The organism is Kitasatospora sp. NPDC023385 (assembly GCF_055664045.1).
Genome location: NZ_JBVOOL010000027.1, coordinates 17782 through 41406, shown reverse-complemented (window position 1 = coordinate 41406; position 23625 = coordinate 17782). Strand labels below are relative to the sequence as shown.

General features: G+C 73.9%; 17 protein-coding genes. 3 read left to right on the top strand and 14 right to left on the bottom strand.

The window, feature by feature from the left end:
* Positions 1 to 129: 129 nt before the first annotated feature.
* From der to AC0B61_RS30410, 4 genes are all read right to left on the bottom strand, one after another.
* On the bottom strand, positions 130 to 1584 hold the full coding sequence (der, locus tag AC0B61_RS30425) for a ribosome biogenesis GTPase Der (protein ID WP_471744637.1): 1455 nt from the start codon (positions 1582 to 1584) through the stop codon (positions 130 to 132).
* Positions 1585 to 1881: 297 nt separating this feature from the next.
* The gene (gene cmk, locus AC0B61_RS30420; protein WP_471744635.1) at positions 1882 to 2595 is read right to left on the bottom strand and encodes a (d)CMP kinase; all 714 of its coding nucleotides are present in this window, start codon (positions 2593 to 2595) and stop codon (positions 1882 to 1884) included.
* 122 nt (positions 2596 to 2717) lie between these two features.
* Positions 2718 to 3842 (bottom strand): DUF4419 domain-containing protein, encoded by a 1125-nt coding sequence (locus AC0B61_RS30415; protein WP_471744633.1) that lies wholly within the window; start codon positions 3840 to 3842, stop codon positions 2718 to 2720.
* Between the two features lie 108 nt (positions 3843 to 3950).
* Positions 3951 to 5036, bottom strand: coding sequence for a prephenate dehydrogenase (locus tag AC0B61_RS30410; protein WP_471744631.1), 1086 nt, complete (start codon positions 5034 to 5036; stop codon positions 3951 to 3953).
* 328 nt (positions 5037 to 5364) lie between these two features.
* Here AC0B61_RS30410 and AC0B61_RS30405 point away from each other — a divergent pair, with 328 nt between their 5' ends.
* From AC0B61_RS30405 to AC0B61_RS30395, 3 genes are all read left to right on the top strand, one after another.
* A complete protein-coding gene (locus AC0B61_RS30405; protein ID WP_471744629.1) occupies positions 5365 to 7659 on the top strand; it encodes a DUF4139 domain-containing protein in 2295 nt (764 codons plus the stop codon).
* Positions 7660 to 7661: 2 nt separating this feature from the next.
* Positions 7662 to 9257 (top strand): mucoidy inhibitor MuiA family protein, encoded by a 1596-nt coding sequence (locus tag AC0B61_RS30400; RefSeq protein ID WP_471744627.1) that lies wholly within the window; start codon positions 7662 to 7664, stop codon positions 9255 to 9257.
* Between the two features lie 76 nt (positions 9258 to 9333).
* On the top strand, positions 9334 to 9696 hold the full coding sequence (locus tag AC0B61_RS30395; RefSeq protein WP_471744625.1) for a DUF952 domain-containing protein: 363 nt from the start codon (positions 9334 to 9336) through the stop codon (positions 9694 to 9696).
* Positions 9697 to 9769: 73 nt separating this feature from the next.
* On the opposite strand, the gene AC0B61_RS30390 is transcribed toward AC0B61_RS30395, so the two are convergent.
* From AC0B61_RS30390 to AC0B61_RS30345, 10 genes are all read right to left on the bottom strand, one after another.
* Complete coding sequence (locus AC0B61_RS30390; protein WP_471744623.1) at positions 9770 to 10777, bottom strand: helix-turn-helix domain-containing protein; 1008 nt, start codon at positions 10775 to 10777, stop codon at positions 9770 to 9772.
* A gap of 292 nt (positions 10778 to 11069) precedes the next feature.
* Positions 11070 to 12485: a pseudouridine synthase gene (locus AC0B61_RS30385; RefSeq protein WP_471744621.1), complete on the bottom strand. Its 1416-nt coding sequence runs from the start codon at positions 12483 to 12485 to the stop codon at positions 11070 to 11072.
* Positions 12486 to 12547: 62 nt separating this feature from the next.
* Positions 12548 to 13402 carry an SMC-Scp complex subunit ScpB gene (gene scpB, locus AC0B61_RS30380; protein WP_471744620.1) on the bottom strand — a complete coding sequence of 285 codons (855 nt, stop codon included), beginning with the start codon at positions 13400 to 13402 and terminating at the stop codon, positions 12548 to 12550.
* Positions 13399 to 14277 carry a segregation and condensation protein A gene (locus tag AC0B61_RS30375; RefSeq protein WP_471744618.1) on the bottom strand — a complete coding sequence of 293 codons (879 nt, stop codon included), beginning with the start codon at positions 14275 to 14277 and terminating at the stop codon, positions 13399 to 13401. Before AC0B61_RS30375 ends, scpB begins: the two co-directional genes overlap by 4 nt.
* Before the next feature lie 498 nt (positions 14278 to 14775).
* Complete coding sequence (locus tag AC0B61_RS30370; protein WP_471744616.1) at positions 14776 to 15384, bottom strand: hypothetical protein; 609 nt, start codon at positions 15382 to 15384, stop codon at positions 14776 to 14778.
* On the bottom strand, positions 15381 to 16448 hold the full coding sequence (locus AC0B61_RS30365) for a ParA family protein (protein WP_471744685.1): 1068 nt from the start codon (positions 16446 to 16448) through the stop codon (positions 15381 to 15383). Before AC0B61_RS30365 ends, AC0B61_RS30370 begins: the two co-directional genes overlap by 4 nt.
* Positions 16449 to 16873: 425 nt before the next feature.
* Positions 16874 to 17989 carry an alanine dehydrogenase gene (gene ald / locus AC0B61_RS30360; protein WP_471744615.1) on the bottom strand — a complete coding sequence of 372 codons (1116 nt, stop codon included), beginning with the start codon at positions 17987 to 17989 and terminating at the stop codon, positions 16874 to 16876.
* A 262-nt stretch (positions 17990 to 18251) separates the two neighbouring features.
* Positions 18252 to 20438, bottom strand: coding sequence for a tetratricopeptide repeat protein (locus tag AC0B61_RS30355; RefSeq protein ID WP_471744613.1), 2187 nt, complete (start codon positions 20436 to 20438; stop codon positions 18252 to 18254).
* Positions 20439 to 20686: 248 nt separating this feature from the next.
* On the bottom strand, positions 20687 to 21334 hold the full coding sequence (locus AC0B61_RS30350; RefSeq protein ID WP_471744611.1) for an NUDIX domain-containing protein: 648 nt from the start codon (positions 21332 to 21334) through the stop codon (positions 20687 to 20689).
* A 106-nt stretch (positions 21335 to 21440) separates the two neighbouring features.
* A complete protein-coding gene (locus AC0B61_RS30345; protein ID WP_471744609.1) occupies positions 21441 to 23120 on the bottom strand; it encodes a CTP synthase in 1680 nt (559 codons plus the stop codon).
* Positions 23121 to 23625: the final 505 nt, after the last annotated feature.

Below are 23625 nucleotides of genomic sequence, written 5' to 3'. Positions count from 1 at the left end.
TCAGCCCCCGCCCCACCGACACGGCGAAACGCCGGAAGGCCCCGCCACCACCGTGACGGGGCCCTCCGGCTGTCCGCAGACGGACGCGCGACTGCCGCGCCCTGCTACGTCTATCTACTACTGCTACTACTACTTCCGCTTGCGCTTCTCGCGGACCCGCACCGAGATCGAGATCGGCGTCCCCACGAACCCGAACTCCTCACGCAGCCGGCGCTCGATGAAGCGCCGGTAGCCGGCCTCCAGGAAGCCCGAGGCGAACAGGATGAAGCGCGGCGGTCGGATGCCCGCCTGGGTGCCGAACAGGATGCGCGGCTGCTTGCCGCCCCGGATCGGGTGCGGGTGGGCGGCCACCAGCTCGCCGAGGAAGGCGTTCAGGCGCGCGGTCGGGATGCGGGTCTCCCAGCCCTCCAGCGCGGTCTCGACCGCCGGGACGAGCCTCTCCATGTGCCGGCCGGTCTTGGCCGAGACGTTGACGCGCGGGGCCCACTGCACCTGGACGAGGTCGCGCTCGATCTCGCGCTCCAGGTAGTAGCGGCGCTCCTCGTCCAGCTGGTCCCACTTGTTGTAGGCGATGACGACGGCGCGCCCGGCCTCGACGGCCATCGAGATGATCCGGGTGTCCTGCTCGGCGAGGGTCTCGCTGGCGTCGATCAGGACGACCGCGACCTCGGCCTTCTCCAGCGCGGAGGAGGTGCGCAGCGAGGCGTAGAAGTCGGCTCCGGCGGTCAGGTGGACCCGGCGGCGGATACCGGCGGTGTCGACGAACTTCCAGGTCTTGCCGCCGAGTTCGATCAGCTCGTCGACCGGGTCACGGGTGGTGCCGGCCAGCTCGTTGACGACGACGCGCTCCTCGCCGGCGACCTTGTTCAGCAGGCTGGACTTGCCGACGTTCGGCCGGCCGATCAGCGCGATGCGGCGGGGGCCGCCGGGGGCGGCGTCGCCGAAGGTCTGCGGCGGGGCCTCGGGCAGGGCGTCCATGACGGCGTCGAGGAGGTCGCCGGAGCCGCGGCCGTGCAGGGCGGAGACGGGGTACGGCTCGCCCAGACCGAGCGACCACAGGTAGGCGGCCTCGGCTTCGGTGGACGGGCCGTCGACCTTGTTGGCGCACAGGACGGTCGGCTTGCCCGCCCGGCGGATGATCTTGATCAGGGCTTCGTCGGTGTCGGTGGCGCCGACCTTGGCGTCCACGACGAACAGCACCGCGTCGGCCTGCTCGATGCCCAGCTCGGCCTGGGCGGCCACCATGGCGTCGATGCCGAGGACGTCGATCTCCCAGCCGCCGGTGTCGACCACCTTGAAGCGGCGGCCGTTCCAGGTGGCCTCGTAGGTGACCCGGTCGCGGGTGACGCCCGGCTTGTCCTCGACGACGGCCTCGCGGCGGCCGATGATGCGGTTCACCAGGGTCGACTTGCCGACGTTCGGGCGGCCGACCACGGCCAGCACCGGCAGGGGGACGTGCTCGGCGCCGTCGTAGCCGTCGACGCCGTCGAAGTCGAAGCCCTCTTCGGCGGCGAGGGCCATGAACTCGGCGTAGTCGGAGGCGTCGAGCTCACCGGGGCCGGTGGCTGCGTGCTCTGCGGTCATGTTCGTCTGTTCCGTTTCCCGGCCCGGCCCTTCCCAGGGGCGGGTCGTGCGTACCTGCCCCGCTCGGGGCAGCGCGATGGTTGTCTCCGCGGCGCCTCGGCGGCCCGCGGTTCACTCAGTGGCCGGACCGACGGTTGTCGGACCAGCGGTGGTTCACACCGACGGCAGTCGGACCGGCAAAGGCCCGGCCGACGGCAATACCCGACGGCAGTCCCCGACGGAAGTCGGGCAGCGCCAAGAGTCCCCGACACGAGTCCCGGCACCAGCCCCCGACAGCCGTCAGGGAGCGGCAAGGGATCAGACCGACGACAGTCCGGCCCGCTCCTCCACCAGCGCGGCGATCCGGTCGATCACCTGCTCCAGGGTGAGCTCGCTGGTGTCCACCAGGACCGCGTCCGCGGCCTGGGTCAGCGGCGCCGTCGTCCGGGAGGAGTCGGCGGCGTCGCGGCGGGCGAGGTCGGCGGCCATCGCGGTGATGGTCGCCTCGTCCACGCCCTTGGCCCGAAGCTCAGCTGCCCGGCGCGTGGCCCTGGCCGCCTCGGAGGCGGTCAGGAAGACCTTGACGGTGGCGTCGGGGAACACCACCGTCCCCATGTCCCGGCCCTCGGCGACGATGCCGCGCTCGGCGACCTCGGCGCAGCCGCGCTGCAGCTCCACCAGCCGGGACCGGACGGCCGGCACCGCGGACACGGCGCTGACCTGTGCGGTCACCTCGGGGCCGCGGATCGGGCCGGAGACGTCCTGGCCGTCCACCGTGATGGTGGGGCCGTCGGCGTCCGTGCCCGACACGATCACCGGCTTGCCGCACGCGACGGCCACCGCGTCCGGGTCGCTCACGTCGACCTCGTTGGCCAGCATCCACCAGGTCATGGCCCGGTACATGGCGCCGGTGTCCAGGAAGCTCAGGCCCAGCCGGACGGCGACCGCCCGCGAGACGGTCGACTTGCCGGAGCCGGAGGGTCCGTCGATGGCGACGACGACCGGGGCGTGCGCTCGGTCGGCAGTGTCCACGGGGCGAACCTCTCTCTGACTGACGCATGGAGCCGAAGCCTGCGCAGGCGGACGGCCGGGGATTGTCTCCCTCAAGGTTAATGGACCGCCGAGGTCGTACGCTCCGCCGCCCACCGGGCCCCCTACCCCGCTACCCTCCGCCGCCCCTCCGCCCCCGCCGTCTCCTCCTCCACCACGGCGTTCCCCAGCCGCGGCCGCAGGTACTCCCCGTCCCACCCGATCCCGAGCACCCCGCCCACGAAGGCCATCGGCAGCTGCCGGCCGAGGACCTCCCACACGAACGGCACCCGCGACACGTGCGACGGGAAGTCGTTCACCTCGAACGCCTCCCGGTGGTACCCGTTGCTCGCCGCCTCCCGCCAGGCGAAGGAGCGCCGCAGCCGGGGCCCGTCCGGGGTCTGGGTGTGGGCGAAGAAGGCGGTGAGCCAGCCGGTCACCCGGGGGCCGCCGGAGATCGAGTGCCATTTGAACAGCGAGCGCCAGAAGTCCTCGTCCACCGGGCCGCCGGCCGCTGTCGCCGCGATCTCGTCCGCCACCGGCTGCAGCTCGGCGAACCACGGCGCCAGCCAGTCGAAGCGCTCGGCGAGCGCGCCGACCCCCGCGGCCAGGCGCGCCCAGTCCTCGGCCGTGCCCTCCAGCCGGACCCGAGGGATGCCGCAGCGGGTCTCCCAGCGGAAGTCGTAGTACGCGCTGACGGTGTCCATCAGCGCCACCAGCGCGGAGGACGCGTCGTCCGGCGTCGTGGTGGAGAAGGCGGGCCGGAACAGCTCCACCAGCTCCGCGCCCACCGCCTCCGTGAGCGGCTGCCGCACCAGCCGGATCGAACGCGCCCAGTCCGGGTCGGGGTCCGCCAGGCTGTCGTCCCGCACCACGATCGTCGCCCGACGGTCCCGGGCCGCGCCGAACAGCGCCCGGTACCGCGGCGGGTACATCCGTACGTGCGCCGCGACCTCGTGCACCACCGCGTACCAGAGCACGTCCGGGGACAGGCTCAGCGGCAGGTGCTCGGCGAAGGCGGCGTGGGCCGCCCGGAGCAGCAGGCTGACGGTCGGCTCGGGCGGCGCGAGCTCCGGGTGGGGGTAGGTCGGCCGGGGGCGCTCGTACATGGTCTCGACGCTGCGGTGGCGGATCCGGAGGTCCCGGCCCGCCACCGCCCGCAGGAACCGCTCGTTCCCCAGGTCGACCGGTTCCCCGGCGAAGCCGTGCCCGGTCTCCCCCAGCGCCCCCAGCGGCAACTCGACGATCACGCGCCCACTCCCTCCCCAGCACCGACCCGTCCCGGCACCGCCCCGCCCGAAACCAGCCCCGCCCCGTAACCGACCCGCCCCCGACCAGCCCGCCGCCCTCCCGGGTCCTCAGTCCCGCACACGCCACCCGCTCGCCTGCAGCGCCTTCACCAGCCGCTTGACCGCCGTCGGCGCCACCGACAGCTGGACGAACCCGACCTGCTGCCCGGTCGAGTGCTCGATGACGACGTCCTCGATGTTGACCCCGGCGTCGCCGACCTCGCCGAACAGCCGGCCCAGCTCGCCCGGCTGGTCACCGAGCACGACCGCGACCGTCTCGTACCGGGTGGGCGGCGCACCGTGCTTGCCGGGGATCCGGGCCTGGCCGGTGTTGCCGCGCCGCATGACGGCCTCGATCCCGGCCGCGCCCGCCCGGCGCTCGCCCTCCTCGGCCGCCTCCAGGGCGCGCAGCGCGGTGACGGTCTCGCCGAGGTCGAAGGCGACGGCCTCCAGGACGTCGGCGACCGCGCCGGCGTTGGCGGAGAGGATGTCGACCCACATGCCGGGGTTGGAGGCGGCGATCCTGGTGACGTCGCGCACACCCTGGCCGGAGAGCCTTATGGCGGTGTCGTCGGCGTTCTCCAGGCGGGCCGCGACCAGCGAGGACACCAGCTGCGGGGCGTGCGAGACCAGGGCGACGGCCCGGTCGTGCTCGGCGGCGTCCATCACGATCGGCATCGCGCCGCAGAGCGCGACCAGTTCCAGCGCGGCGTTGAGCGTCTCGGTGTCGGTATCCGCGGTCGGGGTGAGCACCCAGGGGCGGCCCTCGAAGATGTCGGCGCGGGCGGCCAGCGGGCCGGAGCGCTCGCGGCCGGCCATCGGGTGGCTGCCGATGTAGTGGACGGTGTCGCAGCCGAGCGCGGCGATCTCGCTGCCGGGGCCGGCCTTCACGCTGGCGACGTCGGTGTACCAGTGGGCCAGGTTGCGGCGCTGGCAGTCCGCGAGCACCTTGCCGACCAGCGCGGGCGGGACGGCGATGATCGCCAGGTCCACCGGGCCGTCGACGGGCTCGGTGGTGCCCGCGCCCAGCGATTCGGCGGTGCGGGCGGCGTCCGGGTCCGCGTCTTCCAGGTGGACGGTCAGTCCGCGAGCGGTCAGCGCGAGCGCGGCGGAGGTGCCGATCAGTCCGGTGCCGACGACGACGGCAGTGCGCATGGCGGGTCGCTCTCCTCATCACGATTCTCGACAGGTGCCGGAACCGTCCGGGAGCACCCGCGCCCCATCCTCCCTCATCGGCTGCGCCGAAGTCCCCACTTACCGCCCGGCAACCGCGACGGCTCCCGCCCCGTCCCACACGGTGCACACGCCGCACCCGGCAAATCCGACGACGCCCGCACCGAACCCGGGCAGACTGGCGGCCCGGGGGCAGGCGCGGACCAGCGCGCGAGCACGCAAGCGGACGAACGGGCAAGCGGCCGAACCGCGTGACACCGCAAGCAGTACGCGGCACACGGCAGGCAACAGGCGAACGAAGGGGTTGCGCATGGACGATCAGCACAGCAGCCGGACCGGGCAGACGAATCCGTCGGCCGTACCGGGCCACCCGTCGGTGCTGGACTCCGTCGTGGTGTACGCCGAGGGCGCGGTGTGCCGCCGTCGGGCCACCGTCCCGGTGCCGCCGGACGGGCGGCTGCGGCTGACCGGCCTGCCCGCCGCCCTGGACGGCCGCTCACTGCGCGCCCGGGTACTGGCCGGACCGGCCGGCACCGTGGTCACCGAAGCCCGGCTTGAGCGGCAGGCCGAGCTCCGCGATCCGGGCGAACTCCCCGACCTGCAGAGAGCGTTGGACGAGGCCACCGAGCACCTCAGCGTGCTGACCGAGCGCCGCCGACTGCTCCTCGCCGCGATCGCCGACACCGCCGCCCTGCGCGCCGTACCGCCGCAGCGCCGTCGCGACGAGCAGTTCCGCCGTACGCCCGCCGACGCCTGGCTGGAGCTCGCCGACTTCGTCGACGAGCGGCTGGCCGCCCTCCAGGAGCGCGTCGAGGAGGTCAATCGGCAGATCGAACTCGCCGACCACGAGCGCGACTTGGCCGCTGACCGGCTGGACCGGGCGTCCACCGCCGACCGGGCCGAGCCGGTCGCGACCACCGCCACCGTCCTGCTCACCCTCGCCACCGGCAACCCCACCCCCGCCGATATCACCGCCCCCGACCCCGCCCCGCAACCCGACCCCGCCCCGCAACCCGACCTGGAGCTGGAGCTGGAGTACGGCGTCCCCGCCGCCCGCTGGGTGCCCGCCTACCGTCTCTCCTACCGCAGCGGCTCCGACACCGGCCACCTCGTCCTGCGCGCCAGTGTCGCCCAGCGGACCGGCGAGGACTGGACGGGCGTGCGCCTCGCCCTCTCCACCGCCGACCTCGACCGCCGCACCGACCTGCCCAAGCTCGCCTCGCTGCGGATCGGCCGCAGCCAGCCCGCCCCGCCGCCCTCCGGCTGGCGCGAGCCCCCAGCCGGCCTGTCCGACCTGTTCACCGGCTACGAGGCGGCGGCCGTCGGCAGTCCCTCCGCGCGCCGCCCGGCGCCGGCCCCGGTCAGCTCCTCGACCGGCGCCCCGCGCGCGGCCCGGGCCTCCCGCCTCGGCGGCGCCCGCCCGTCCGGCCCGCATCCCTCCGGCCCGCGCCCCGAGCTGTTCGCGGCAGCCGAGGACACCGCGCCCGCCTCCGCCGACCAATACGGCGGCGGCAACCGCAACGGCGGCACCCTGAGCGTCGACGGCCCGGTGGGCCCGGTGCCCGCGCCCCCGCCCGCCCCGGGCGGCTTCGCCGGTTACGGCGGCCCGCCGCCGCCCGCCCCCGTCGCGGCCTCCGCCCCCGCCGCCTCGTTCCCGCCGGCCCCGGGCGGCCTGCCGCCCGAGGAGGCCCGACGAGCCCTTCGCTACCGACGCCACGACAGCCGCGCGGGGCTTCCCGTCCCGCCCCCGGCCGCCGGCTTCGCCCCGGACGCCACCCTGCTCGACTACCCGGACCTCGTCCTGGCCGGCCCCGACGAGCCCGCCACCCGACGGGGGACCCTGCACCCGCGCGCCGAGCGCCTCGAACGCGAGGAACTGGACTGGACGCTGCCGGGCGGCAATCCGGGCGAGCGGATCCGCCGCCTCCCCCTTCCCCGCCACGCCGTCCCGCCGCGCGAGTCGGCCGGCTCCTTCGATCACCGCTTCGACGCCGCCGCCCCCGCCGACATCCCGTCCGACGGCACCTGGCACGCCGTCACCGTGGACGAGATCCCGCTCTCCGCCGTCCCCGAGTACGTCACCGTCCCCGCCGTCGAGGAGAAGGTGTACGCGACCCTGGTGCTCGCCAACCGCACCGACCGCGCCGTCCTGGCCGGGCCGGTCGAGGTCACCGTGGACGACGAGTTCCTGCTGACCGCCGCCCTGCCCACCCTGGCGCCGGGCGGCACCCGGCGCCTGGGCATCGGCGTCGCCGAGAGCATCGAGGTGGCGCGCCGCACCGAGCTGCGCGAGTCCGCCACGGGCATGCTGAAGGGCAACAGCACCGTGCTCGACCACCGGGTGCACGTCCAGTTGGCCAACCGGCTCGGCCGCGCCGTCACGGTGGAGGTCCGAGAGCGCGTGCCGGTCACCTCCGACGCCGAGATCCGGATCGAGGAGCGGGCCGACTGGCACGCCCCGACCGTCTCCACGCCGGAGTGCCCGCCCAGCACCCGGCTCTGGCGGGTCGACCTGCCGCCGGGCGGCCGCACCGAGCTGGACGGCGGCTACCTCATCAAGATCCCGGCCGGAAAGGCCATCGTCGGCGGAAACCGGAGGAACTGACCATGACCGGAGACACGACCTGGGAACCCGCAGGAACCAGGAACACCCGGGACGCCGGCGAACCCCATCCCCTCCCCGTCACCGCCGTCACCTGCCTGGAGGACCGCGGCCAGGTCGAGCGCACGACGACGGTCGAACTCCCCGCGGGCGTCCGGCGGCTTCACTTCGGCCCGCTCACCGCCCTCGCGGTCGACCGGACCCTGCGCGCCGAGTCCGCCACCGCCGGCGTCCGCGTGCTGGATGCCCGGCTGGTCCGCACCTGGGCCCCGCGCGCCCCGCTCCCACCCGGCCCGGACGACTCCGAGCTGCGCCACCGGCTGCACCGGCTGGACGGCGAGAGCCGCCTGGCCGACCAGACCCGCGCCCGGCTGGAGGCCCGGCTGGCCCTGCTCGCCCAGCTCTCCGCCGACCTGCTGCGGGAGATCGGCGAGGGCGCCGGCGTCGGCGAGCTCGAACGGACCCGCTGGGCCCGCGAGCTGGCCCGGGTGGACGCGGAGCACGAACGCTACGGCGAGGAGCTGCGCGCCACCCACTCCCGGCTGCGCCGCTTGGAGCAGGAGCGCTCGCAGGTCCTGGTCGCCCTGGACGAGGCCGAGGAGGATCCGGCCGAGCTGACCGCCCATCTGGAGCTCACCGTCGAGGCGGCTCAGTCCGGACCGGCCGAACTGACCGTCTCCCACCTGGTGCCCTGCGCGCTCTGGCGCCCGTCCTACCGGGCGACCCTGGACGGCGGCAGCCTGCGCCTGGAGTCGGAAGCGGTGATCTGGCAGCGCACCGGCGAGGACTGGGCGAACGTCCGGCTCACCTTCTCCACCGCCCGCTCCGCCCTCGCGACCGACCCGCCGGCCGTCACCGAGGACGTCCTGACGCTGCGCGAGCGCACCGACGAGGAGCGCCGCACGGTCGAGGTGCAGCTGCGCGAGGAGGCGATCAGCAGCGTCGGCCCGTCCGCCGAGGTCCCGGGCGTGGACGACGGCGGCGAGGTCCGGGTGCTGCCCGCGCCCGCCCCCGCGACCGTGCCGTCCGACGGCCGGGCGCACCGGGTGCCGCTCGGCGCCTTCACCGCCCCGGCGGGCAGCGAGTACGCCTGCGCCCCGGAGCTGTCCCCGCTGGTCTCCCAGGTGGTCCGGTTCCGCAACGCGGCCGGGCACCCGCTGCTGGCCGGCCCCGTCGAGCTGGTCCGCGGCAGCGGCTTCACCGGCCGCGGCGAGCTGCGCTTCACCGCCGTCGGCGCGGACGCCGAACTGTCCTTCGGCAGCTCGGACGGCTACCGGGTGGTCCGCGAGACCGAGGAGCGCCAGGCCACCGCCGGCCTCACCGGCCGCCAGACCACCACGCGGACGGTGCGGCTGCACCTGTCGCGCTTCTCCGGCCCGGAGGAGCACGACGAGCGGACGGTCACGGTCCGCGAGCGGGTGCCGGTCTCCGAGGTCTCGGCGGTCGAGGTGCGGCTGCGCAAGGAGGAGTGCTCCCCCGCTCCGGACTCCTTCGACGCCGAGGGCATCGTCCGCTGGGACGTCCCGCTCGGCCCGGGCGCCCGCCGCACCCTCACCCTGGTGTACGAGGTCTCCGCCTCCGCCAAGGTGGCCGGCCTCTGAAGGTTCCGAACGCCGCTCCCCCTGCCGGTGACGACCGCTCGGGACCAAACCGGAGACAACGGGTAGAAAAGGAAACATGATCCTCCACCTCGCACCCCTGGACGACTGGCTGGCCGACCCCGGCCGCCCGTACGCCACCGCCTCGCTGCTCACCGACGGGTTCATCCACTGCTCGGCGGACGAGCAGACGGCGCTCGCGGTGGCCAACGCCTTCTACGCCGACATCCCCGACCCCCTGATGGTCCTGCTGATCGAGGAGGCGCTGGTGGAGCCGATGGTCAAGTGGGAGGCCCCGCACGGCGCTCCGCCGCCCGGCGCCACCCCCGACGTGCTGTTCCCGCACATCTACGGGCGGCTGAACCGCTCCGCCGTGGTCGGCCTGGAGAAGGTCGAGCGCGGCCCGGACGGCCGCTGGGCGTCCCTCACGCCCTGGAGCTGACCTCCCGGGTTTCCCGGCCTACCCGCCTACAGCCCTTCCCGCCGACGACCTTCCCCGCCGACAGCCGTCCCGCCTATAGCCACCCCCGCTCCCGGGCCGCCATACCGGCCTGGAAGCGGGTGGTGGCGCCCAGCGAGCGCATCAGGCTCTGCAGCCGCCGCTGGGTGGTCCGGGCGCTCCAGCCGAGCGAGCGGGCGATCGACTCGTCGGTGAGCCCGGCCGCCAGCAGGCCCAGCAGCTTGCGGTGGTCGGCTTCCGGCTCCAGCGACGCGTCCCCGGTGCCGATCGCGGCCTGTAGTTGGACGGCGCGCTCCCATTCCGCCTCGAAGAGCGTGTCGAGGGCTTGGAGCAGCGCCGAGGGGTGGATCACGTACGCGGCGTCCAGCACGCTGTCGCCGACGCTGATCGGGATGATCGCCATCCGGTCGTCAGAGATGATCATCTTCATCGGCAGCGTGGGCCGGACCCGCGCCTCCTCGCCGTCCGCGACGCCGACCAGGATGTTCCGCTCCAGCCGCCCCGGCCAGGCCACCGCCTCCCGGTCGTAGACCGTCCGGAACTTCACGCCCTCGCGCATCCGGTGCCGCTGCTGCGGCATCGGGGCCACCGGGTCCTGGATGTACGGCGGGCGGTCGAAGCCGCGCACCTGGTACTGGCTGGTCTCGGTGATGTGCTCCAGCCGTTGGGCGATCGCCTCGCCGCCGGTCAGCACCTCCACCGAGTGCGCCGGGTCGGTGTAGCGCGAGGCCTCCCGGAAGGCGTCCATCAGCCGGTGCATCTCGGCCCGGGCGTGCCGCAGTTCGGACTCCCGGTGCCCGATCAGGGTGCCGATCGCGACGTCCGGGGCGACCGGCAGGAAGCGGTGCCGGTCCACCGGCGCCCGGGTGGCCATGCCCTGCTGCGACAACCGGTCCAGCGCGCGCACGCTCTGCTGGAGCGTCAGTCCGCAGCTCTCGGCCAGTTCCTCCGCGGTGGACTGCGGGCTGGCCACCAGGGCCGCGTAGACCCGCCCGTCCGGCTCGGCCATCCCGAGTGCGCCGAGGGCCTGTCCGCCGGCCCGCCCCAGTGGTGCATCGGACACGAAGCCCTCTCCCCCTGTTCGCCCTGATCCGCCCCCACCGGCGCGCCCGTGCTGGCGCAGTCCCGCCACGCGACGGGGTGGTGGCCCGGTGGCCATCCTCAGCCACGGATCATGACGATGACAAGGCCGTGACCAGCGCCTGCGTCCCGGCTCACACGACCCGCACAACCCGCACAACCCGCACCAGACGAACCGCACAACCCTCACCACGCGACCCACACCGCCATGACGAGGGGCCCCCGGCCGCACCACGGCGACCGGGGGCCCCTCAGGAGGCGGGAGAGCGGACGGCCTACAGGCCGACCTCGCGCATCAGCTGGCCGACCTCGGGGTTGGTCAGGCGGCGCAGCCAGCCCGACTTCTGGTCGCCCAGGGCGATCGGGCCGAAGTGGGTGCGGACCAGCTTCTCGACCGGGAAGCCGGCCTCGGCCAGCATCCGGCGGACGATGTGCTTGCGACCCTCGTGCAGGGTCACCTCGACCAGGTAGTTCTTGCCGACGTTGGAGATCACCTTGAAGCTGTCGGCACGGGCGAAGCCGTCCTCCAGCTCCACGCCCTGGGCCAGCCGCTTGCCCAGGTCGCGCGGGATCGGGCCCTGGATGGCGGCCAGGTAGGTCTTGGTCACGCCGTAGCGCGGGTGGGTGAGGCGGTGGGCCAGCTCACCGTGGTTGGTGAGCAGGATGATGCCCTCGGTCTCGGTGTCCAGGCGGCCGACGTGGAACAGCCGGGTCTCCCGGTTGGTCACGTAGTCGCCGAGGCACTGGCGCCCGTCCGGGTCCTCCATGGTGGAGACCACGCCGGCCGGCTTGTTCAGCGCGAAGAACAGGAACGACTGGGTGGCGACGGTCAGGCCGTCCACCTTGATCTCGTCCTTCTCCGGGTCCACCCGCTTGCCCTGCTCGGTGACGCGCTTGCCGTTGACCTCGACCCGGCCCTGCTCGATCAGCTCCTCGCAGGCGCGGCGGCTGCCGATGCCGGCGCGCGCCAGCACCTTCTGCAGCCGCTCGCCCTCGGGCTCGCCGAAGGTCTTGGGCAGCTTGACGGCCGGCTTGTCGTGCCGGGCGAGGACGGCGTCCTCGATCTTGGCCTGCAGCTCGCGCGAACGCTGCGGCTGGCGGCGCGGGTCGCCCGGGGCGCCCTGGCCCTCGCGGCGCGGACGCGGGGCCGGGCTGGGGCGCCGGCCGGAGTAGCCGCCGCGGGCGGGGGTGGCGTTGGGGCCGCCGCCGAACTCGGGGCGGTCGTACCTGCGCTCCTCGGGCCGCAGCGGGCGGTCCGGGAAGCGGCGGTCATCACGACGGTCGTCACGACGGTCGTCACGACGGTCGTCACGCCGGTCGTCACGGCGGCTGTCGCGCCCGAACGAACCGGAGCCGCCGCGCGAACCCGCGCTCGAACCCGAACCGAAGCCGCCACGCGAACCCCCGCTCGAACCCGAACCGGAGCCACCCCGCGAACCCGAACCGAAGCCGCCACGCGAGCCCGGGCCGGAGCTCGAACCCGAACCCGAACCGCCGCGACCGCCACCGCCGCCGCCCCCGTAGGAGCCGCCGCCGTACGAACCCCCGCGCGCGCCCGAGCCGCCGCGACCGGCGCCGCCACCGCTACCGCCGCTGCCGCCGCCGTAGGAGCCGCCGCTCCGGCCCCCGCCCTGTCCGCCGCGACTGCTCCCGCCGCCGCTGCTGTTCCTGCCGTTGCCACTGCTACGCATCAAAGTGTCCGTACGTCGTTCCGTCTGGGATGTGCGGTCGTTTCGGCCGACCTCACCGCCCCCTACCGATCGGGCCCGGCCCGACCGGCCTCGCCACTGCCGTCCGCGGCCTGCGCGGCAGCGGCGGCGACCGCCTCCGCGATCATCGTGCCCTCCAGGGACTCCGCTTCCACGTCGTCGACCTCGGGCAGGAAGGGAGCGAGCTCCGGCAGCTCATCCAGGCCGCGGAGCCCCATCCGTTCCAGGAAGAAGTTCGTCGTCCGATACAGGATCGCACCTGTTTCGGGCTCGGATCCGGTCTCTTCCACCAGTCCTCGCTGTACCAGGGTACGCATCACGCCGTCACAGTTCACACCGCGGACGGCGGAAACCCGTGATCTGGACACCGGCTGCCGGTAGGCGACCACCGCCAGGGTCTCCAGCGCGGCCTGGGTGAGGCGGGCCTGCCGGCCGTCCAGCAGGAAGCGGTCGACGGCCCCGGAGCAGGTCTCGCGGCTGTAGAAACGCCAGCCGCCGGCCACCAGCCGCAGGTCGAAGCCCCGGCCCTGGGCGGTGTACTCGGCGGACAGCTCGCGCAGCGCCGCGGCCACCTCGGCGCGGGGCCGCTCCAGCACGCCGGCCAACCGCTCCTCCGGCACCGGCTCGTCGACGACCATCAGGACCGCCTCCAGCTCGGCGCGCAGCCCGGGGCCGGCCGGCTCCTCGGCGCCGGAAGTCGACGGAGCCGACTTCTGGTGCACCACCCGGGCCTCCGGCTCCCGCGTCTCTCCCCGCTCCGCCGTGTCCCCCGTCTCCACCGCCTCCACCGGGTCCGGCAGCAGCGCGAAGGCCGGCTCCAGCCACTCCTCGGCCCGCGGCTGCCCGGGCAGCCCCAGCGGGCGCCGCACCGGCCGCCCGGCCTCGTTCCCGCCGCTCATCGCCGCTCGTCCTCCTCCGCTTCGCCCGCGGGCTCTCCCGCCGGACGGTCGAACTCGTCCGTCACCTCGACCGTGTCTCGGCCCTCCTCGCCCACCCAGCGCACCCGCAGCTCGCCGAGCGCCTCCGGCTGCTCGAAGGCGAGCACCCGCTCCCGGTAGAGCTCCAGCAGCGCCAGGAAGCGGGCGACCACGACCAGGGTGTCCGGCGCGTCCTCCACCAGCCGCCGGAACGACGCCTCGCCCAGCTCGGTGAGCAGCCCGACCACCAACCCGGCCTGCTCGCGCACACTGACCGGCGGGGTGTGGATGTGGTCCACGTACACGACCGGCTTCGGTTTGGGCTCCATCGCCTTGGCCGCCAGCTCGGCCAGCCGCTGCGGACCGATGGTGATGACCACCTCCGGCAGCAGCTCCGCGTGCCGGGGCTCCAGTCCGACCGTCCGCGGCTGCCGCAGCAGCTCTCCGGCCCAGCGCTCGCCGAACAGCGCCGCCGCCCGCTTGTACGCCCGGTACTGCAGCAGCCGTGCGAACAGCAGGTCACGGGCTTCCAGCAGGGCCAGGTCCTCGTGGTCCTCGACCTCCGCGGCGGGCAGCAGCCGGGCGGCCTTGAGGTCGAGCAGGGTGGCGGCGACCACCAGGAAGTCGGTGGCCGCGTCCAGGTCCCAGTCCGGGCCCATCGCCCGGATGTGCGCCATGAACTCGTCCGTGACGGTGGCCAGCGCCACCTCGGTGACGTCCATCCGGTGCTTGGCGATCAGGCTGAGCAGCAGGTCGAAAGGGCCTTCGAAGTTGTCCAGCCGCACCCGGAAGCCGCCCCGCGACACGTTCTCGGTCGCACTCTCGGCGGTGGCAGCTGGTTCGGCGGTGCTCGGCATGACGGTCCATCTTCACCCGGGCCCGGCCCCCGTCCCGCCCGGGCGCCACCGACACGCCGCCCGCCGAACACACGGACCGACACCCCCGACGCCCCTCAACGGCCCGGAGACCTCACGCAGCCGCCCCCGACATCCCCGGGCCTCGGTACGGGCCACGCGACCCCAGGAACGGCCCTCCAGCGGCCGTCACGACCCCTTGCCCGAGGTGCCCCGCCTCATGAGCGCACCTCATGACCCTCAGCAGCCTGCAACCCGGGGCATCACACCCCCATGAGCGCGCCTCATGTCTCCCGGTACCCGATCAACGCGCCCCAGCCCGAGACCAAGCTGCCCATGAGCCCCGCTCATGACCTGCCGCACTCGACCGCAAGCCCGCGCCCGCACCCGGAACGCACCCATGAACGCGCCTCATGACGCCCGGCGTGACACCCGGCGCCTGGCCCAAGGCCGTCGGCGCCCCCCTCGGCGGCCCTGCGGGGCCCGCCCTACGGCGCCGCTCTACCGCCCGCGCAGGCGCCGGACCAGGATGGAGGCCTCCCCGCGCTGCTCCAGGTCCGCCAGGACGACCGCGATGGCCTCCCGGACGATCCGCCCGCGGTCCACGGCCAGTCCGTGCTCGCCGCGCAGCACCAGCCGGGTGTGCTCCAGATCCATGAGCTCCTCGGCGGACACGTACACGGTGATCTTCTCGTCGTGCCGCTCGCGCCCGCTGGGCCGGCGCGGTGCCCGGCCGCGCGGCCGGGCGCGCCCGGCGGCACCGGGCTGTTCCTCGGCGGCACCGGCGTACGTTCGAGCCGCCGGCGCGACGACGGCGCCTCGGCCACCCGGCTGCGCGGGCCCCGGTACGACGGCGGCGGACTGCTCCGGCACCGCCTGCCGGTCGTCCCGGGCCCCGTGGCCGCCCTGGCCGCCCTGGCTGCCCTGAGAACCCTGAACACCCTGAGCCCCTTGGGCGGACTCGGCCCCGTCGGCACCGTCCGAGCCGTTGACGGTCCGCGCGGTCTCCGGTCTGGATGCCTCGGCCACGGCCGGACGCGGCGCGAGGGAGGGCGACAGCGCCATCCCGCCGGTGGTCCGGAACAGCTCGTCGGCACCCGGGAGACTCACTCGGCGGGGCGGCACCGGTCGAGCACCTCCCTGGCGAGCTGGCGGTAGGCGGCGGCACCGACCGAGTTGGTGGCGTACGTGGTGATGGGTTCGCCGGCGACGGTGGTCTCCGGGAAGCGCACGGTCCGCCCGATGACGGTGTGGAAGACGTGCTCGCCGAACGCCTCGACGACCCGCGCCAGCACCTCACGGCTGTGCACGGTGCGCGAGTCGTACATGGTCGCGAGGATGCCGTCCAGGCGCAGTTCGGGGTTGAGCCGCTCGCACACCTTCTCGATGGTCTCGGTCAGCAGCGCGACACCGCGCAGTGCGAAGAACTCGCACTCCAGCGGAACGATGACGCTGTGGGCGGCCGTCAGCGCATTGACCGTCAGCAGGCCCAGCGAGGGCTGGCAGTCGATGATGACGTAGTCGTAGTCGGGCAGCAGCGGCTTCAGGGCGCGCGCCAGCGCGGACTCCCGGGCCACCTCGCTGACCAGCTGCACCTCGGCGGCGGAGAGGTCGATGTTGGACGGCAGCAGGTCCATGCCCGGCACGGCCGTCTTGAGCAGCACCTCATCGGCCGTCAGGCCCCGCTCCATGAGCAGGTTGTAGACGGTGACGTCGAGCTCCATCGGGTTGACGCCGAGGCCGACCGAGAGCGCGCCCTGCGGGTCGAAGTCGACGAGCAGCACCCGGCGGCCGTACTCGGCCAGCGCCGCGCCCAGGTTGATGGTCGACGTGGTCTTGCCGACGCCGCCCTTCTGGTTGCACATGGCGATGATCTGGGCCGGGCCGTGCTCGGCGACGGGCGCGGGGATCGGGAAGTAGGGCAGCGGGCGGCCGGTGGGACCGACTCGCTCGCGGCGCTGGCGGGCGGCGTCGGGGGCCAGGGTGGCTGCGTACTCCGGGTCCGGCTCGTACTCGGCGTCCGGGTCGTCGTAGGCGCCGTAGGCGAACTCGCCGTAGGCCAGGCCGTAGGCCGCCAAGTCGGCGTCGTTATCGGTCACCGTGGTCACCTGTGCTGTGGTCTGGCGTGCTTCGAAAGTACGGAGTGCGACCGAGCCGACCTCGGCCGAGCCCACGGAGGGCTGCCGGGCCGCGGGCTCCTCACTCGGCTGGCCGGCGGTGTACTGCGCCAGTCCTGGCTGACCACCCCCGGGAGCAATTGTCGACTCATTCACAAGTCGTCTTACCTCCTTGGGCATCCAGGACTCTATGTCGATTCGTCAGCGTGGCGGCATGCCGACGGTTTGCGACTCTAGGCCGTTCAAGGCGTTCGCAGCAACACAATCCACGGTAGTGGGCCCGATGTGTCGACTATCGGGCGGGCTGCTGTCAAGGGATGAGTGGGTCACTGACCCCGACGTTTCCGCGGGCGGGTGACACGACCGACGGGAATTGACGACAGAGCGACCCGCCCGGTCCACCCGCCGTTCACGGGCATGGCGAAGCCCCCGACCCGAGGGCATCGGGTCGGGGGCGAACGACCGCCGAGCGGTCAGGGGCTTCAGGCGAGGACGCTCTCCAGCGAGACCGACTCCAGGCCGAAGGCCTCGGCCACGGCCGGGAAGGTGATCTGGCCCTCGTGCACGTTCAGGCCCTTGGCGAGCGCCTGGTCGCGGCGCAGCGCCTCCTTCCAACCGCGGTTCGCCAGCTCGATGACGTACGGCAGCGTGGCGTTGGTCAGCGCGTAGGTGGAGGTGTTCGGGACGGCGCCCGGCATGTTGGCCACGCAGTAGAAGACCGAGTTGTGGACCTGGAAGGTCGGGTCGTCGTGCGTGGTCGCGTGCGAGTCCTCGAAGCAGCCACCCTGGTCGATGGCGATGTCGACGAGCACGGAGCCCGGCTTCATGCGGGAGACCAGCTCGTTGGTGACCAGCTTCGGAGCCTTGGCGCCGGGGATCAGCACGGCACCGACGACCAGGTCGGCCTCCAGGACGGCCTTCTCCAGCTCGAAGGAGTTGGACATGATGGCCTTGATCTTCGTGCCGAAGATGCGGTCGGCCTCGCGCAGCTTGTTGATGTCGCGGTCCAGCAGGGTCACGTCGTAGCCCATGCCGATGGCGATGGTGGCCGCGTGCCAGCCGGAGACGCCACCGCCGATGACGACGGCCTTGGCCGGGTGGGTGCCGGGCACGCCGCCGGGCAGCACGCCGCGGCCGCCGGCCGGACGCATCAGGTGGTACGAGCCGACCTGCGGGGCCAGGCGGCCCGCGACCTCGGACATCGGGGCGAGCAGCGGCAGCGCGCCGTTGCCCAGCTGCACGGTCTCGTACGCGATGGCGGTGGTGCCCGAGGCGATCAGCGCGTCGGTACCGGCCCGGTCGGCCGCCAGGTGCAGGTACGTGAAGACGGTCTGCCCCTTGCGCAGCCGGTGGTACTCGGAGGCGATGGGCTCCTTGACCTTCAGCAGCAGGTCGGCGGTGGCCCACACCTCGTCGGCGGTGGGGAGGATGGTGGCGCCGGCGGCCACGTACTCCTCGTTGGGGATCGAGGAGCCGAGACCGGCGTTGTCCTCGATGTAGACCTCGTGTCCGTTGCGGACCAGCTCATGCACGCCGGCGGGCGTGATGGCCACGCGGTACTCGTGGTTCTTGACCTCGCGGGGGATGCCGACCTTCACGGCTAAACACGTCCTCTTGCCATGGGGGTCCCGACCGGAGAAGACCGGTGGGCGACGCGCACGTGGGGAAGCCTCCGGGGGCAGCCCGGGGCGGGGATCGCTGCGCGACTGAGTCCGAGTGTAATGAAGCCCAGTCGGCGTGTCAGCCTTCCAAAGTGACTAATTTCCCCGCACACATTGGCAGGTTCGTAGGCTTCCCCTGCGACTTACCCGCCAAAGACGTCACAACCAGGCATCTTCGACAATACCTCCGAACCGCCCCTCACCACCCGGCGTCGACGCGTTCCCGCAGGTCCGCGAGGGCCGCCCCGACGGCCTCCCGGCCGCGCTCGTCGCCGACCCTGCGCAGCACCGCGAGAGCCGCCCGGTACTCGCGGTCGGCCTCGTCGAAGCGGCGCTGCGCGGCGTGCGCCTCGGCCAACCTGGCGAGCAGCCGGGCCTCGGCCGCGTGGTCCCCGAGCGACTGCCGCAGGCCGAGCGCCCGGCCGTACCAGTCGGCGGCGCGCACCGCGTCGCCGAGCGCCCGGTGGCAGCCGGCCGCACCCTCCAGGGCGCGCGCGCAGAGGGGTTCGTCGTCCGCCGTCCGGGCGTGCTCCAGGGCGGCCCGGTAGTGCGCGGCGGCCTGCTCCCAGCGGTCGGCCGAGGCCTGCAGGTCGCCCAGGTTGAGCAGGGCGGCGGAGGCCCGCCGGGGCCTGCCGTTGCGCTCGGCGACGGTCAGCACCAGTTCGTGCAGCCGGTAGAGGTCGGTGGGGGCGGCGGCGCCGGTCAGCGGCAGGGCCCGCAGCAGCGCGGTGACCAGCCGCCCGGCCGAACCGTCGAGGTCACCCTGGCCGATCGCGTCGGCCACCGCGCCGAGCAGCAGCTCCCGCTCGCCCAGCAGCCACTGCCGGGCGTGCGCCGCCGATCGCAGCCGCAGCGCGCCCGGCAGCGCCTCGGGGCCGGCCGCCAAGCCGGCGCCGGAACCGGGCCCGAAGCCAGGCCCGGAATCGGAGCCGGCACCCGCCGGGTCGAGCAGCGCGCGGGCGGACTCGGTGAGCCGGACCAGCCGCTCCAGCAGCCGGGCGCGGGCGAGCTCGGTCTCGGCCGGCCGGTCCTCCTGCTCGCGCAGCCGGACCAGCCGGGGGTAGAGCCGCCCGGGCACCCGGTAGCGCGGCGTGCCGTCGGCGGCCGGCGCCTCCTCGCCCAGCAGCTGCCGCTCGGCGAGCGCGGCCAGCGTCGCGGCCGCGTCCGGCACCGGGCAGCCGACCAGGGCGGACGCGGTCCGCGGGTCGGCGGTCTGCGCCGGGGCCAGGGTGAGGGTGCGCAGCATCCGCGCCTGGGCGGCCGGTAGTCCGCGGTACAGCAGGGTGAACGCGCCGAGCAGCGGGTCGTTGTCGGGGACGGGCACCGGCTCGGCGGGCGCCGGGCCGGGCTTCACCCAGGCCGCCGGATCGCCCGCCGACTGGACGCCGGGAGCCGCCGCCTCCTCCCCTTCCTTCCGGAAGGCGTCCTTCGACGCGGTCCTGGGCGCACCCTTGACCGGCTGCACCGGCTTGGCCGACGACTCAGGCGCCTTCCCCCCACCCTCTCCCGCCTGCTGTCCCGCCTGCCGCCCCGCCTCCGGCCTCCGCTCCCGCCCCTTGCCCGTCCCCTTCTCCTGCCCCTTCTTCGAGGCCTCCTCGGACGCCGTCTCCTCCCCCACCACCCCGTTCAGCTCGCGCGCCGCGTCGGTCACCGCGGTCTTCGGGTTGGCCCGCAGCCACCCCGCCATCAGCCGCAGCGTGGCCGGACGGGCGGCGCAGGCCTCGGCCAGGTCGGCCGCGCCGACCGGGTCGCAGGAGATCCGGGTGCCGCCGACCAGGTCGGCGAGGAGTTCGCCGGAGGCCGTCCGGTCGAGTCCGCCGAGGATCACCGGGTCGATGTCCTCGATCCCGGTGAGCGGCCCGGCGGTGGTGGCGAGCACCAGGCAGCCGGGTTCGTCGGCGAGCAGTGGCCACACCTGCCCGGCGTCCCGCACGTCGTCGAGGACGAGCAGGGCCCGCAGCCCGGTCAGCGCCTCGCGCAGCGCGACGCAGCCCGGCTCGTCCCGCCCGTCCTCGACCATCCCGGGCAGGGGCACGGCCGATTCCGGGTCGATCTGCTCCAGCAGCAGCCGGGCGGCCCGCGCGGGCGGCACCCGGCTGCCGTCCGGGGCGGAGAGCCGGGCGAACAGCACGCCGTCCGGGTAGTCGCCGGCGACGGTGCGGGCGAAGCGCGCGGCCAGCGCGGTCCGCCCGGAGCCGGGGCGCCCGGCCAGCACCAGGACCGGGCAGCGGCCGTTCGCCGGGCGGGCGGCGGCCGCCCGGAGCGCGGCGAGTTCGGCGCGCCGTCCGACGAAGAGCGAGGGCCCGGCCGGGAGCCGTTCGAGGCCCGGGGCGGCCCCGGCGGGCGCGTCGGGGCCGGGATCCATCGTCGCCGTCTTCCTCGCCACCCGTGCCACTCCCGATGTCATCCCGCGTTCGGCATCCGACGCTCGGCATCCGGACTCGACCCGTCCGGTGCTCAGCGGGGGCGGCCCGGGAGGGGCGCCCTGTCTGCGAAGCGTAGTTCGACCGTCCGGCTCAGCCGAGGTGACATCCGGTCGTACGAACCGGCGAATCACCCGAGCGAATCAACCGGGGACGGCCACGGGCCCCTCGAAGCGGCGAATCACCCGGGCGAACCGACCGGGACGGCCGCTCAGGCCTCGAAGGGCCGGGCCGGCCAGGGCGAGTCCGCCGGGCGCAGCGCGTCGAGGCCGTGGGGGCCGGTGAGCGCGGCGTGGACGGCGAGGGCGCCGGTGACCAGGGTCGGGTTGTGCAGCCGCCCGGCCTGGATGTGCCGGATCAGTTCGGGCACCGGCACCCAGGCGACCTCGATCTCCTGTTCCTCGCCCTCGGCGGCGTAGCGGTCGCCTTCGGCGTCCGAAAGGTCGGTCGCCAGGAACATCCTCAGCGCCTCGTCGGTGCCGCCCGGGGAGGTGTAGAAGTCGACGAGGACCCGCCAGGTGTCGGCCTTGCAGTGCGCTTCCTCGTACAGCTCGCGCTGCGCGGCGTGCCACGGGTTCTCGCCGGGGACGTCGAGCAGGCCGGCCGGCAGTTCCCAGAGCCGCTGGCGCACCGGGTGGCGGTACTGGCGCAGGACCAGCACCCGCTGCCGGTCGTCCAGGGCGAGCACCGAGACCGAGCCGGGGTGGGTCTGGTAGTCGCGGCGGGCCCAGCTGCCGTCGGGCATCCGGACTTCCTCGCTGCGCACGCCGGTGACCTTGCCCTGGAACGGTGTGCGGCCGGCCCGGACCTCCCATTCCTCGGCCGTGTCGGCGATCACCAGGTGGCTCTGCTCGTCCATCGCTCTCCCCTTTTCGTCAGTACGACACAATCTAACGCCGGACGGCGGCCCCGCGGGAATCGCGGGACCGCCGTCCGGTGAACGACCGAGGCCAAAGAGAGGAAAACTACTCGGCGGCCGCGGTCTTGATGGCGATGGCGGCCTTGACCAGGCCAGCGAACAGCGGGTGCGGGCGGGTGGGGCGGGACTTCAGCTCCGGGTGGGCCTGGGTGGCCACCAGGTAGGGGTGCACCTCGCGCGGGTACTCGACGTACTCGACGAGGTCGCCCTTGGGCGAGAGGCCGGAGAACTGCAGGCCGGTCTTCTCCAGGTCCGCGCGGTAGGCGTTGTTGACCTCGTAGCGGTGGCGGTGGCGCTCCTCGACGTACTGCTCGCCGTCGTAGACCTCGCGGACGATCGAGCCCTCGGCGAGCTTGGCCGGGTAGAGGCCCAGGCGCATGGTGCCGCCCAGGTCGCCCTTTCCGTCGACGATGGCCAGCTGCTCGGCCATGGTGGAGACGACCGGGTGCTTCGCGGCGGCGTCGAACTCGGTGGAGTTGGCCTCGGGCAGGCCGGCCAGGTTGCGGGCGGCCTCGATGACCACGCACTGCAGGCCCAGGCACAGGCCCAGCAGCGGCACCTTGTTCTCCCGGGCGTAGGTGATGGCGCCGACCTTGCCGTTGACGCCGCGGTCGCCGAAGCCGCCGGGGATGCAGATCGCGTCCACGTCGCCGAGCTGCTCCCGGGCGCCCTCGGGCGTCTCGCAGTCGTCCGAGGTGACCCACTTGATCTCGACCCGGGCGTTGTTGGCGAAGCCGCCGGCGCGCAGCGCCTCGGTCACCGACAGGTAGGCGTCCGGGAGGTCGATGTACTTGCCGACGAGGGCGACCTTGACGATGTGCTGCGGCTCGTGGACGCGGCGCAGCAGGTCGTCCCAGGTGGTCCAGTCCACGTCGCGGAACGGCAGGTCCAGGCGGCGCACCACGTAGGCGTCCAGGCCCTCGCCGTGCAGCACCTTCGGGATGTCGTAGATCGACTTGGCGTCGATGGCCGCGACCACGGCCTCCTCGTCCACGTCGCACATCAGCGAGATCTTGCGCTTGATCGCCTGCGGGACCTCGCGGTCGGCGCGCAGCACGATCGCGTCCGGCTGGATGCCGATGTTGCGCAGCGCGGCGACGGAGTGCTGGGTGGGCTTGGTCTTCAGCTCGCCGGAGGGGCCGATGTACGGCAGCAGGGAGACGTGCACGAAGAACACGTTGTCCCGGCCGACCTCGTGGCGGACCTGGCGGACGGCCTCCAGGAACGGCAGCGACTCGATGTCGCCGACGGTCCCGCCGACCTCGGTGATCACCACGTCGACGTCCTCGGTCGCCATCCGGCGGATCCGGGACTTGATCTCGTTGGTGATGTGGGGGATGACCTGGACGGTGTCCCCCAGGTACTCGCCGCGGCGCTCCTTGGCGATGACGGTCGAGTACACCTGGCCGGTGGTGACGTTCGCCGAGCCGTGCAGGTTGGTGTCGAGGAACCGCTCGTAGTGGCCGATGTCCAGGTCGGTCTCGGCGCCGTCGTCGGTGACGAACACCTCACCGTGCTGGAACGGGTTCATGGTGCCCGGGTCCACATTGAGGTACGGGTCGAGCTTCTGCATCGTCACGCGCAGGCCGCGGGCCTTGAGCAGGGCGCCGAGGCTGGAGGCGGTGAGCCCCTTGCCGAGGGACGAGGCGACACCCCCGGTGACGAAGAGGTGCTTGGTCGTCACGGCGCGGCTGTTCGCTGCCTTGCCGGAATGGGGCTGTGCCAAGAGGGGGCTCCCGTGGGTCGCGTGTCGAAGGTGACGTGGGCGGGAAGCTCTCGGCTCGCCGGGCGACGGGAGGCCGGCTCGGTGCTCGGCGCTCGAAGGGTCGTCGGTTCGGCTGGTCCGGGGCGTTTGATCCCGCCGGTCCACGGGATACCAGGGTAACAGTGACCTGACCGGGACGCCGTTCGGGCCGCGCGCGACGTACTGGGGGCGCACGCCGGGCGCACCACCGGCGCATCATCGGCCGCATGCGTCACACCGGTCGCACCACCGGTCGGACCGGGCCAGGACGGGGTGTCCGGCCGGGCCATGCCGACCCCTCCGGACAGGCCACCCGGAAGTGATCCTTCCGGACCATCCTTCGCCACGCCCCCGCGATGCACGGCATTTCCGCCGAATTGCGGCGCCACACCGGGCTGCGCCCGCGTGCTTCGCCCCTTTCGTCCGTCGTAAGCTGCTCGGACGCATCGCCGACAGCACGAGCACGCGGAGGGCGTGGGAGGGTCAG